Consider the following 12,164-nt stretch of genomic DNA (forward strand, 5'->3'; position numbering starts at 1 on the left):
CCGTAGGGCTTACTCTTCCCGTAGGGCTTACTCTTCCCGTTTGGCGCCGGACTTCAGCGACCAGTCCCGCCAGCGCAGGTCGAAGAGATCCTTGCGGCGGTCCTTGAGGTTGGTCACCGAGCCTTCTGCACGCACTACGGTCAGGCGGGTCAAGTCCAGGTCCGAGAAGATGATCATCTCGGTGTTGGGCGTGGTTTCGGCCAGCACCGCGTCATGGGGGAAGGCAAAGTCGGAGGGGGTGAATACCGCCGACTGGGCATACTGGATATCCAGGTTCTCGATGGACGGCAGGTTGCCGACGCTTCCGCAGATGACCACGTAGCACTCGTTTTCGATGGCCCGCGCCTGAGCGCAGTGGCGCACACGCAGGTAGCCATTTTTGGTGTCGACCCAGAACGGCACGAACAGAATATCCATGTCCTGGTCGGCCAGCAGGCGGCCCAGCTCCGGGAATTCCACATCGTAGCAGATCAGGATGCCGACACGGCCTGCATCGGTATCGAACACCTGCAGATCGTCGCCGCCTTCGATCACCCAGTCGCGCCGCTCCTGTGGGGTGATATGCAGCTTCGACTGTTTCTCCACCTCGCCGTCCCGATGGAACAGGTAAGCCACGTTATAAAGACGGTCGTCCTCGCCCACCTCGATCATCGAACCGCCGACGATATTGATGTTGTAGGACACCGCCATCCGCGACAGCTCGCTCTTGAAACGGTCGGTGAAGCCCGCCAAAAAGCGGATGGCAGCGGTCTGGTCTTTCTGCGCGGCGCGATCCTGCAGGCCCATCAGCGGCGTGGTGAACAGCTCCGGGAAAACGGCAAAATCACTTTGGTAATCCGAGAGCGCATCGACGAAATACTCGATCTGCTGAAGCGCTGCTTCCACCGAGGCAAACTCACGCATTTGCCACTGCACTGCGCCCACTCGAACCTGCGTCGGGCGGGTATCCAGCACGCTGTCGGCGGGTTCGAAGAGGATGTTGTTCCACTCCAGCAGCGTGGCGTAGCCACGCGACTGCTCGTCTTCCGGCAGGTATTTGCGCAGCAGGCGCTTGACCTGAAAGTCGTTGGCCAACTGGAAGGAGAGGATCGGGTCGTAGATCTCCTTGCGAGAGACCTTGTCAATGTACTGGGCCGGGGTCAGCTCGCCTGCATGCTGGTGATACTCGGGAATGCGCCCGCCGGCCAGGATGGCGCGCAGGTTGTGGGAGCGGCACAGCTCCTTGCGCGCTTCGTACAAGCGGCGGCCCAGGCGGTAGCCACGGTAGTCGGGGTGGATCAGGACATCCAGCCCGTACATGGCGTCGCCGTCGGGGTTGTTGAGAATGATTTTCCGGTGGCCGATCAGGTCGTCGTACTTGTGCGGGTTGGAGAACTCGTCGTAATCCACTTGTACCGTCAAGGCCACGCCCACCAGCACGCCGTCGTCTTCGATGGCAATCTGACCGTCAGGAAACTCCTGGATCAGCTTGGCAATGGTGTGCTCGGGCCAGGCGCCACCAATATCATGATACACCGCGTCCATCAGCGACTTAAGCTGCTCGTAATCGTCGCTACTCAGGTTACGCAGATTAAGGTGCAGTTCTTCCAGGGACATAGGTCAGGGGTTCCCATTCAGCGAATGAAGTTAGCCTATTGTATCATTGCTGGGCGCTGCTCGTTTTACTGGCCGCCACGCGGCTGACCAAGGGGCGGGTCAAGGTCTGCGCCATGATCACGCCTGCCAGGATCAGCAGCCCGCCAATGAAGTGGAAGCCCGCTACCCGCTCACCCAAAAACGCCATGGCAATCAGGGCGCTGAACAAGGGCATCAGGTTGATGAAAATACTCGACTGGTTGGCCCCGATCTGACGGACGGCCCGCATCCATAGGAAGGTAGTGATCACCGAGGCCGGAATGCCTGCGTAGAGAATCAGCCAGACGTTGCTGCTATCCACTGGGGTCATGGGGCCCATCAGGTACGCGGGCAGCAGGAACAGCACGGCAAAACAGACCTGGGCGTAAAGCATCACCCAGGGCGGAAGGTTCATGGCCCAGCGTTTCAGCATAACGCCATACAGCGCATAGCAGGTGGCTGCCACCACCATCAGCGCGTCGCCCTGGGCCACCTGCAGTTGCAGCAACGACAGCGGGTTGCCACGCCCCAGCAGTACCGTCACGCCAATGAAGGCCAGCACGCCGCCTGCCACGCCGCCCATCGTGGGGGGCTCACGCAGAATCAGCGCGCTGAGCAGCACCGTCAGCAGGGGTACCATGGCCGCCAGAATGCCCATGTTGGTGGCGGTGGTGGTTTCGGCTGCCACGTAGGCAAGCCCCTGCCACAGGCCCATGCCCAGCAGCCCAAGCAGCGCCAGCTTCAGCCAGTTGCGGCGAATCTCGTCGCGGTGACGCAATACCGCAGGCAGCACGAAAGGGGTCATGACCGCCAGCGCCAGCAGCCAGCGTAAAAAGGCGATACTGCTGGGCGCGATGGCGCCGACCGTCAACTGGTTGATGGTCATGTTCCCCGACCAGATCAGCACGGTGGCCAGTGGGGGCAAGAAGTAGATCAATGGCATAGCGCATTCCCTTAAAACAATCCCTTATCGTTAGCCGGTTAATGTGACCTTCTTTTCCATGATGAGCAAGGGGGCAACGGCGGTAAAAGGCTGTACGCCGAAGGAACTATGTCATACGCTTGTTTGAATATGAGAGGCTTGTCTTTCTAACAACTCCAAAGGAGCGCCGTGATGCACGCTTATCCGCACCTTTTTCGCCCGTTGACCGTGGGCCACCTGACGCTGCCCAACCGGGTGCTGATGGGCTCCATGCACACCAACCTGGAAGAGGCCCCCAACGGCTTTGCACGTTTGGCGGCGTTCTATGCCGAGCGGGCGCGGGCGGGGGTCAGCCTGATCGTCACTGGCGGCATTGCGCCGAATGCCGAGGGTGCGGTGTTTCAGGGGGCGCATGCGCTCACCGAGGCCAGCCAGCTCGAAGAGCACCGCCAGGTGGTGGACGCCGTTCACCAGGCGGGCGGACATCTGTGCATGCAGATTCTGCACGCCGGTCGCTACGCTTACTCCCCTGAGCTGGTGGCGCCTTCGGCGTTGCAGGCGCCCATCAATCCGTTCGTGCCCCGTGCGCTGACCAGCGACGAGGTCGAGCAGCAAATTGCCGACTACGTGCGCTGCGCCACGCTGGCCCAGCAGGCGGGCTACGATGGGGTCGAAGTGATGGGCTCCGAGGGGTACCTGATCAATCAGTTCATTTGTCGCCGCACCAACCACCGGGACGATGAGTGGGGCGGCGACTTCGCAGGGCGTATACGCTTTGCGGTGGAGATCGTCAGGCGCATTCGTGAAGCCGTGGGCAGCCGCTTCCTGATCATCTTCCGGCTGTCGATGATTGACCTGGTAGAGGGGGGCAGCACCTGGGAAGAGGTCGTGCAGCTTGGCCAGGCCATCGAAGCGGTGGGCGCCAACCTGATCAATACCGGCATCGGCTGGCACGAAGCGCGGGTGCCCACCATCGTCACCAGCGTGCCTCGGGCAGCCTTCAGCGAGGTGACCAAACGGATTCGCAGCGCGCTGTCGATCCCGCTGATCACCACCAACCGCATCAATATGCCCGACGTGGCCGAGCGCCTGCTGGCGTCAGGGCACGCGGACATGGTCTCCATGGCGCGGCCTTTCCTGGCAGACCCTGAATGGGTGCAGAAAGCTGAGCTCGGCAAGGCCGAAGAGATCAATACCTGTATCGCCTGTAATCAGGCGTGTCTCGACCATACCTTCATGGGCAAGCTGACCTCTTGCCTGGTCAACCCGCGTGCATGCCACGAAACCGAGCTGCCTTTGGTGGCTGCCGAGTCTCCCAAGCGAGTGGCCGTGGTCGGCGGCGGGCCTGCCGGGCTTGCCACCGCCGTGGAAGCCGCCCGCCGAGGTCATCGGGTGGTGCTGTTCGAACGGCACAGCGAGCTGGGCGGGCAATTCAACTTGGCGCGCAAGATTCCGGGCAAGGAAGAGTTCAACGAAACGCTGCGCTACTTCCGCGTCATGCTCGACAAGTACGGCGTGGAGGTACGCTTGAATACCGACGCCACGCTGGAGGCGCTGGCTGCCTTCGACGACGTGGTGCTGGCCACCGGCGTGACGCCCCGTGAGCTGACCCTGCCTGGCGCCGACCATCCCAGCGTGTTGAGTTACGCCGAAGCCATTGCGCAGCCCGAGCGAGTGGGCCGCCGGGTGGCCGTGATTGGTGCCGGAGGTATCGGCTTCGATGTGTCGGAACTGCTGGCGCATCATGGCCACCCGGCCCTGGATCTGCAGTCCTGGTGTGAAGAGTGGGGCGTGGACCTCACGGTGAGTGAGCCAGGCGGGCTGAAAGCTCCCACACCGCCCGCTTCACCACGCAGTATCGTGATGTTGCAACGCAAAAGCTCCAAGCCCGGTAAAAACCTGGGCAAGACGTCTGGCTGGGTGCATCGCGCGTCGCTCAAGCAGCGCGGGGTGCGTACCCTGACTGGCTGCGAGTACCTGAAAATCGACGATGCCGGGCTGCATGTTCGTCAGGGTGAAGAGGCGCAGGTGCTGGCGGTGGACACCATCGTGGTGTGTGCGGGTCAGGAGTCGGTGCGGGACCTGCTGACGCCCCTGGAGCAGGCGGGCAAACGCGTGCATGTGATTGGTGGCGCAGACGAAGCGGCCGAGCTGGATGCCAAGCGGGCGATTGACCAGGGCACCCGTCTGGCTGCCACGCTGTAGCCATATTGAGCGCGTGACGTTGACGTTGAAATGACGATAGACTGAAGGTCAACCCTAACGACTAAGCCCTGTTAGGGAATTAAGGCGCAGGTGGCACCCGGCCTGCGCTGCACGACCGCCAGAGAAAAAGGATAATCGTCATGCCCTCGGAGTGTACCCCACGATTTTTAGCCAGTGACAACACCTCGGGTATTTGCCCGGAAGCGATGCAGTACCTGATGGAAGCCAATCAGGCCGATGACCTGGCCTACGGCAACGACCGCTGGACTGCCCGTGCCGCCGACCGCTTTCGTGAGATGTTCGACTACGATTGCGATGTGTTCTTCGTGTTCAACGGCACCGCTGCCAATTCACTGGCGCTTTCCGCGATGGGGCGCAGCTACCACAGCGTGATTTGTCATGAGTTGGCCCACATCGAAACCGATGAGTGTGGCGGCCCGGAGTTCTTCTCCAACGGGGCCAAGCTGCTCACCTCCCCGGGTGCCAATGGCAAGCTGACCCCCAAGGGAATCGAAGCGCTGGTCACCAAGCGTAGCGATATCCACTACCCCAAACCCAAGGTCGTGTCGCTGACCCAGGCCACCGAAGTGGGTACGGTCTACTCCCGTGAAGAGCTGTTGGCGATTCGCGCCATGGCCGACAAGCATGACCTGCGCCTGCACATGGATGGCGCGCGCTTTGCCAATGCCTGCGCCAGCCTGAAGGCGTCACCGGCCGAGCTGACCTGGCAGGTTGGGGTGGATGCGCTGTGCTTTTCGGGCACCAAGAACGGCCTGGCGTTTGGCGAAGCCATCCTGTTTTTCAACCGGGAACTGGCCGAGGATTTCTCCTACCGCTGCAAGCAGGCGGGCCAGCTCGCCTCCAAGATGCGCTATGTCTCGGCGCCTTGGCTGGGCCTGCTGGAAAGCGGCGCCTGGTTGACCAATGCCGAGCACGCCAACGCCATGGCCCGCTATCTGTCGGAAGGGTTGCAGGCGCTGCCTGGCGTCTCGCTGATGTTCCCCACCGAAGCCAACAGCGTTTTCGTTGAATTGCCTCCGCAAGCCATCGAAGCGTTGAAAGCGCGCGGATGGACCTTCTATACCTTCATTGGTGCGGGCGGCGCACGCTTCGTGTGCGCTTGGAACACCACCATCGAACTACTGGACCAGCTACTGGCCGACGTCAAATCCGTGCTGGAGTAAGCCGCCAGCGAGGCTCGTTCGTGGTCGTCGCGCCGCCTGCTCAGGCGGCGCGTTGCGTTGTCAGCAAGGGATTCTCTTCACTGCTGCGCTTTCAACGCAACTATTTTGCCTCGCCTTTGCTCATAGCCATATAAGACGCGGATCGTTGCGCTGCGTTGAAGGTTTCGTCATCACATTTTGCTAATGCTGACTACGCTGATAGAGCGACACTTCGAACGGCAGGCGGCCTGGGGTTTGGGTCAGGCGATGGCTGCCGGGGATGGGCCACAGGAGAGTTCCATGAGCATCTTTGATCACGTTCAAGACCGTTTTGCCCGCGTTCAGCAAGAGGACATGAGCCTGGAGGAGTATCTGGCGCTGTGCCGCCGTGATCCCAAGGTGTATGCCAGCGCCGCCGAGCGCATGCTGGAAGCCATAGGCGAGCCTGAGGTGATCGACACGGCGAAAGACCCGCGTCTGTCACGTATCTTTTCCAACAAGGTGATTCGCCGTTACCCCGCGTTTGCCGAATTTCACGGCATGGAAGAGGCCATCGAGCAGATCGTGGCCTACTTCCGCCACGCCGCCCAAGGCCTGGAAGAGCGCAAGCAGATTCTCTACCTGCTGGGGCCGGTGGGCGGCGGTAAATCGTCGCTGGCCGAGCGTTTGAAGCTGCTCATGGAGCGTATCCCGTTTTACGCCATCAAGGGCTCGCCGGTGTACGAATCTCCGCTGGGGCTGTTTTCACCGGAAGAGGACGGCAAGCTGTTGGAGCAGGAGTACGGTATTGCCAGCCGCTACTTGCGCAGCGTCATGTCACCCTGGGCCGCCAAACGCTTGAAGGAGTACGGCGGAGATATCTCCCAATTTCGCGTGGTGCGGCTCTATCCGTCGCGCTTGAACCAGATCGCCATCTCCAAGACCGAACCCGGTGACGAGAACAACCAGGATATCTCCTCGCTGGTGGGCAAGGTGGATATCCGCCAGCTGGAGCTCTACTCTCAGGACGACCCGGACGCCTATAGCTTCTCGGGCGGGCTGTGCCGTGCCAACCAGGGCCTGATGGAGTTCGTGGAGATGTTCAAGGCACCCATCAAGGTGCTGCATCCGCTGCTGACCGCCACCCAAGAGGGGAACTACAACCCCACCGAAGGCATGGGCGCGATCCCCTTCGATGGCGTCATTCTGGCCCACTCCAACGAATCCGAATGGCAGGCCTTCCGCAACAACCGCAATAACGAGGCGTTCCTCGACCGTGTATACATCGTCAAGGTGCCTTACTGCCTGCGCGTCTCCGAAGAGATCAAGATCTACCAGAAACTGCTGGAAGACTCGTCCCTGAACGCCGCGCCTTGTGCCCCGGACACGCTGCGCATGCTGGCCCAGTTCTCCGTGCTGTCCCGGCTGAAAGTGCCCGAAAACTCCAGTATCTACTCCAAGATGCGTGTCTATGACGGCGACAACCTCAAGGATACCGACCCCCGCGCCAAGTCCATTCAGGAGTATCGCGACGCGGCAGGCGTCGATGAAGGCATGCAGGGGCTGTCGACCCGCTTTGCCTTCAAGATCCTCTCGCGGGTATTCAACTTCGACAGCCAGGAAGTGGCAGCCAACCCGGTTCATCTGCTGTACGTGCTGGAGCAGGCGCTTGAGCGGGAGCAACTGCCGTCGGAAGTATTCGAGCGCTACCTGGGCTTCATCAAGGAGTTTCTGGCCCCGCGTTACGTGGATTTCATCGGCAAGGAGATTCAGACCGCGTACCTGGAGTCCTACAGCGAGTATGGTCAGAACATTTTCGACCGCTATGTCACCTATGCCGACTTCTGGATTCAGGATCAGGAGTACCGCGACCCCGAAACCGGCGAGCTGTTGAACCGCCAGTCGCTGAACGAAGAGCTGGAGAAGATCGAAAAACCGGCCGGGATCTCCAATCCCAAGGACTTCCGTCATGAAGTGGTCAACTTCGTGCTGCGGGCGCGGGCGCAGAACAACGGCATGAACCCTAGCTGGCAGTCCTACGAGAAGCTCAAGGGCGTCATCGAGCACAAGATGTTTGCCAATACCGAGGAGCTTTTGCCGGTCATCTCGTTCAACGCCAAGGCATCCAGGTCCGATCAGAAGAAACACGAGGATTTCGTGGCGCGCATGGTGGACCGCGGCTATACCGAAAAGCAGGTGCGGTTGCTTTCCGAGTGGTATCTGCGCGTTCGCAAGTCCCAGTAGCCAGCCGGTTACGGGGGTGAACCTCACGATGGGCGGGCGCGAATGTTCAGCGCTCCCGCCTGAGGCATCAAGGAGGTCGAATGACCTACTTCATTGATCGCAGACCTAACGCCAAGCACAAGAGCGCGGTCAATCGGCAGCGCTTTCTGGAGCGTTACCGCAAGCATATCAAGCGTTCGGTCGAGGAAGCCGTGAACCGTCGCTCCATCACCGACATGGAGCGCGGCGAGAAAATCTCGATTCCAACCAGGGATATCTCCGAGCCGGTGTTCCAGCACGGCAGCGGCGGCGCCCGCACCATCGTTTCCCCCGGCAACAAGGAGTTTCTGCAGGGGGACAAAATACGTCGCCCCGGTGGGCAGGGCGGCGGCGGTGGCGCGGGTGAAGGCGGGGCGTCCAATCAGGGGGAGGGCAACGACGAGTTTGCCTTCACCCTCAGCCGCGAGGAGTTCCTGGAATTCGTTTTCGACGGCCTGGAGCTGCCACACTTGCAGCGCAAGCCCTTGAAGTCGCTGGAGGAGGTCAAGATGGTGCGGGCGGGGCTGGCCCGTGACGGCGTACCTTCGCGCATCAGCATTACCCGCTCCATGCGCGAAGCCTACGCCCGCCGTATTGCCATGCGCGCGCCCATCAAGCGGGCTTTGAAAGAGGCTGAAGAGGCGCTGGCGGCGGAAGAGCGCAAGGACCCGGTGCTGCGCAACCCGGCCCGGGTGGCGGAGCTCAAGGCCGAGGTGGAGCGGCTGGAGAAGCGCATCGAGGCGATTCCGTTCATCGATACCTACGACCTGCGCTATCACCAGCTGGCCGCCCAGCCGCAGCCATCGAGCCAGGCGGTGATGTTTTGCGTGATGGACGTTTCCGGCTCGATGACCCAGAACCACAAGGATATCGCCAAGCGGTTTTTCCTGCTGCTCTACCTGTTTCTGGAGAAGCACTACGAAAAGGTCGAGCTGGTATTCGTGCGCCACCACACCGCCGCTCGGGAGGTCAACGAGGAGGAGTTCTTCTACTCCCGCGAAACCGGCGGAACCATCGTCTCCAGTGCGCTGACGCTGGTGAACAGGATCATCGAAAAGCGCTACCCGGCAGGCCAGTGGAATCTATATGTGGCCCAGGCCTCCGACGGCGACAACTGGGACGATGACTCCAATATCTGCCGCGACCTGCTGGTCAAGCAGCTGATGCCGCAGCTGCAGTATTACGCCTACGTGGAGATCACCCCCCACGATCATCAGTCGCTTTGGCATGAGTATGAAACCGTGGCTGCCCAGTTTCCCGAGCGTTTTGCCATGCGCCAGATCGTCGATGCCGGGGATATCTATCCCGTCTTCCGTGAGCTGTTCAAGCGCCGCCTGAGCCAGGAGCGCTAACGCGCGTTAAGGAGTGGGCCATGAGTGTTGACCGCAACCCCATTGCAACGGGTTCCGACTGGAACTTTGGTATTCTGGAGCGCTTTGACGAAGAGCTGGCGCGGCTGGCTGACGAGTATCGGCTGGATACCTACCCCAATCAGATAGAAGTGATCACCACCGAGCAGATGATGGATGCCTACGCCAGCGTGGGCATGCCGGTGGGCTATCACCACTGGTCGTTCGGCAAGCAGTTTCTGGCCGTGGAGCAGGCCTACAAGCGGGGCCAGATGGGGCTGGCCTACGAGTTGGTGATCAACTCCAACCCCTGTATCGCTTACCTGATGGAGGAGAACACGTTGATGATGCAGGTGCTGGTGATTGCCCACGCCTGCTACGGCCATAACTCTTTCTTCAAGGGCAACTACCTGTTTCGTACCTGGACCGATGCCGAGTCCATCGTCGATTATCTGGTATTTGCCCGCAAGTACATCGCCCAGTGCGAAGAGCGCCACGGTACTCACGCCGTGGAGCAGTTGCTGGACGCTTGCCACGCCCTGCAGAATTACGGGGTCGACCGTTACAAGCGGCCTTCGCCCATGTCGGCCGAGGAGGAGGCCAAGCGCCAGGAGGAGCGAGAGGCCTACCTGCAAACCCAAGTCAACATGCTCTGGCGCACCATTCCCGAGCCACCGACGGGTGCAGAGCCGCTACCCGGGGCGCTGCACAGCGACGATGACCCGTTAGGACTGCACAGTGGCGGGCGCTACCCCTCGGAGCCCCAGGAGAACCTGCTCTACTTCATCGAGAAGAACGCGCCGCTGCTGGCCCCTTGGCAGCGGGAGATCGTGCGCATCGTGCGCAAGCTGGCGCAGTACTTCTACCCTCAACGGCAAACCCTGGTAATGAATGAGGGCTGGGCGTGCTTCTGGCACTACACCCTGATGAATCGGCTCTATGACGAGGGCAAGGTGGACGAAGGGCTGATGCTGGAGTTTCTGCAGTCCCACGCGGCGGTCATTAATCAGCCGGGGTTCGATAGCCCTCACTACAGCGGCTTGAACCCTTATGCGCTGGGCTTTGCGATGTTCATGGACATTAAGCGCATCTGCGAAGACCCCACCGCCGAAGATCGCGAATGGTTTCCGGACATTGCCGGTAGCCCCTGGCGGGAAACGCTGGAGTTCGCCATGCGTAACTTCAAGGACGAGTCGTTCATCCAGCAGTTTCTATCACCCAAGGTGATGCGTGACCTGAAGCTGTTCATGATCGTCGACGACGACCAGTCGGAGATGTTGGAAGTGGCGGCGATTCATGACGAGCGGGGGTATCGGCGGGTGCGCAATGCGCTCTCGGCCCAGTATGCGCTATCGGTACGCGAGCCCAACATTCAAGTGGTGGAGGCCGCCATTCGGGGGGATCGCTCCCTGACACTGCATCACGTTCAGGACCATCGTCGTCCGCTGGCCAGAAGCGTGTATCCGGTGATTCGTCACCTTCAGCAGCTGTGGGGGTTTCCTGTGCACCTGGTGTCGCTGGACGAGGGGCGGGTGACTCGCCGCTACCAGTGGCCGGTAGAAGAAGAGAACAAGGAAAGCCATCCCTGAAAACAGTGACCCCGCGGCGAGCGCGGGGTCCAGGGCATTAGCCTTGTGCGGTCCAGGACTGGCACCAGCCGTCCGGCTCGACACTGTTTTCCGGGAACAGCTGGCAACCTTCGGTGCCTTCCACGAAAAACATGCAGTTGGAGCACAGTTCACCCTCTTCGAAAGCCGGGTGGTCGCTGGCGTCACTGGCTTCTTCAACGTAGTTCAGTGCTTGGGCCGTCGGTGAGGACGGGTCCAGACGGGGCAGCTCCTGAGCAAAAGCAGTTTTCGACAGGATACCCGCACCAAACGGCAGGGCAGCAAGCCCCAGCACGCTGTTACGCATGAACTTACGACGGCTCTGATTAGCCATGGTGTCTCCTTATCGTCACGGTCTGACGGTGTGCTACGGTGATCGGGTGGTGGGCCACCTCTATAAAACTCCGACAGCGAAACGCTGCTGGAGATCTCTAGTACATGCTAGCGCAAGCGTAAAATTAGTGCGAATAACCTTATGAAAAGCGCGACAATTGGCCACGCTGCCCAGCAAGGCTTGGCCCCGCCGGGCAGGCTGCTATACTCGCTGCGTCGTGCAGTATTCATCTTACCGCCACTCATTTGCGAGGACGCCATGCAAAGCGCAGTCATCCTGATCAATACCGAAAAAGGCCAGATCAAGGCCGTGGCCGAACGCCTGGCCGATGTGGAAGGTATCAGTGAGGTGTACTCCACCTGCGGCCGTTACGATCTGGTGGCCATTGCGCGCACCCGCGATTTCGAAAGCCTGGCCGAGCTGGTGACCGAGCGGTTGAATGCCGTGGAAGGCATCAGCGATACCGAGACGCTGAACGCCATGCAGGTTCACTCACGCCATGATCTGGAAACCATGTTTTCCGTTGGCTGGTAACGCCCCAGAAAGTTGACGAAACGAATGATGAAACGCCGCTGATAAGGCGTCTTGAAAGATAGCAGGGGAGTCCTCCGTTGGCTAAATCACTTGTAACTATTCAGGTGGTTGCGGATAGCCTGTCGACAACCACCTGATTTTTCTGGCATAGTGCACAGCATCATTCGGCACACCTATGCGGCGATATGACCATCA

The 12,164-nt window shown here is 60.5% G+C and carries 9 protein-coding genes; 6 read left to right on the top strand and 3 right to left on the bottom strand.

The features are described from left to right. Window positions 1-27: 27 nt before the first annotated feature. Together IE091_RS11580 and IE091_RS11585 are read right to left on the bottom strand one after the other, a co-directional pair. The gene (locus IE091_RS11580; protein ID WP_189463703.1) at window positions 28-1,596 is read right to left on the bottom strand and encodes a bifunctional GNAT family N-acetyltransferase/carbon-nitrogen hydrolase family protein; all 1,569 of its coding nucleotides are present in this window, start codon (window positions 1,594-1,596) and stop codon (window positions 28-30) included. A gap of 43 nt (window positions 1,597-1,639) precedes the next feature. After that, window positions 1,640-2,557: a DMT family transporter gene (locus IE091_RS11585; RefSeq protein WP_081192246.1), complete on the bottom strand. Its 918-nt coding sequence runs from the start codon at window positions 2,555-2,557 to the stop codon at window positions 1,640-1,642. Window positions 2,558-2,728: 171 nt separating this feature from the next. Here IE091_RS11585 and IE091_RS11590 point away from each other — a divergent pair, with 171 nt between their 5' ends. The 5 genes from IE091_RS11590 (at window position 2,729) to IE091_RS11610 (ending at window position 11,083) form a co-directional block, all read left to right on the top strand. After that, window positions 2,729-4,741, top strand: a complete 2,013-nt coding sequence (locus IE091_RS11590) for an NADPH-dependent 2,4-dienoyl-CoA reductase (RefSeq protein WP_189463704.1) — start codon at window positions 2,729-2,731, stop codon at window positions 4,739-4,741. Window positions 4,742-4,881: 140 nt separating this feature from the next. Beyond that, window positions 4,882-5,925, top strand: a complete 1,044-nt coding sequence (locus IE091_RS11595; protein WP_189463705.1) for a threonine aldolase family protein — start codon at window positions 4,882-4,884, stop codon at window positions 5,923-5,925. Window positions 5,926-6,204: 279 nt separating this feature from the next. Continuing rightward, window positions 6,205-8,127 (top strand): PrkA family serine protein kinase, encoded by a 1,923-nt coding sequence (locus IE091_RS11600; protein WP_039181971.1) that lies wholly within the window; start codon window positions 6,205-6,207, stop codon window positions 8,125-8,127. Window positions 8,128-8,207: 80 nt separating this feature from the next. Beyond that, entirely contained in the window at window positions 8,208-9,497 is a 1,290-nt protein-coding gene (locus IE091_RS11605) for a YeaH/YhbH family protein (protein WP_081192240.1), read from the top strand. Window positions 9,498-9,517: 20 nt separating this feature from the next. Beyond that, window positions 9,518-11,083 (top strand): SpoVR family protein, encoded by a 1,566-nt coding sequence (locus tag IE091_RS11610; RefSeq protein WP_189463706.1) that lies wholly within the window; start codon window positions 9,518-9,520, stop codon window positions 11,081-11,083. A gap of 37 nt (window positions 11,084-11,120) precedes the next feature. Here the strand turns inward: IE091_RS11610 and IE091_RS11615 are convergent, their stop codons facing one another. Continuing rightward, a complete protein-coding gene (locus IE091_RS11615; RefSeq protein WP_189463707.1) occupies window positions 11,121-11,435 on the bottom strand; it encodes a high-potential iron-sulfur protein in 315 nt (104 codons plus the stop codon). 258 nt (window positions 11,436-11,693) lie between these two features. On the opposite strand from IE091_RS11615, the gene IE091_RS11620 reads away from it, so the two are divergent. Further along, entirely contained in the window at window positions 11,694-11,969 is a 276-nt protein-coding gene (locus IE091_RS11620) for an Lrp/AsnC family transcriptional regulator (protein ID WP_026002022.1), read from the top strand. The last annotated feature ends 195 nt before the right edge of the window (window positions 11,970-12,164 follow it).

This window comes from Vreelandella hamiltonii (assembly GCF_014651775.1).
GTDB classification, from domain to species: Bacteria; Pseudomonadota; Gammaproteobacteria; order Pseudomonadales; family Halomonadaceae; genus Vreelandella; species Vreelandella hamiltonii.

Bases quoted from the DNA above. Each gene is read 5' to 3' on its own strand.
- IE091_RS11580 (WP_189463703.1), bottom strand. From the start codon at position 1,596: ATGTCCCTGGAAGAACTGCACCTTAATCTGCGTAACCTGAGTAGCGAC.
- IE091_RS11585 (WP_081192246.1), bottom strand. From the start codon at position 2,557: ATGCCATTGATCTACTTCTTGCCCCCACTGGCCACCGTGCTGATCTGG.
- IE091_RS11590 (WP_189463704.1), top strand. From the start codon at position 2,729: ATGCACGCTTATCCGCACCTTTTTCGCCCGTTGACCGTGGGCCACCTG.
- IE091_RS11595 (WP_189463705.1), top strand. From the start codon at position 4,882: ATGCCCTCGGAGTGTACCCCACGATTTTTAGCCAGTGACAACACCTCG.
- IE091_RS11600 (WP_039181971.1), top strand. From the start codon at position 6,205: ATGAGCATCTTTGATCACGTTCAAGACCGTTTTGCCCGCGTTCAGCAA.
- IE091_RS11605 (WP_081192240.1), top strand. From the start codon at position 8,208: ATGACCTACTTCATTGATCGCAGACCTAACGCCAAGCACAAGAGCGCG.
- IE091_RS11610 (WP_189463706.1), top strand. From the start codon at position 9,518: ATGAGTGTTGACCGCAACCCCATTGCAACGGGTTCCGACTGGAACTTT.
- IE091_RS11615 (WP_189463707.1), bottom strand. From the start codon at position 11,435: ATGGCTAATCAGAGCCGTCGTAAGTTCATGCGTAACAGCGTGCTGGGG.
- IE091_RS11620 (WP_026002022.1), top strand. From the start codon at position 11,694: ATGCAAAGCGCAGTCATCCTGATCAATACCGAAAAAGGCCAGATCAAG.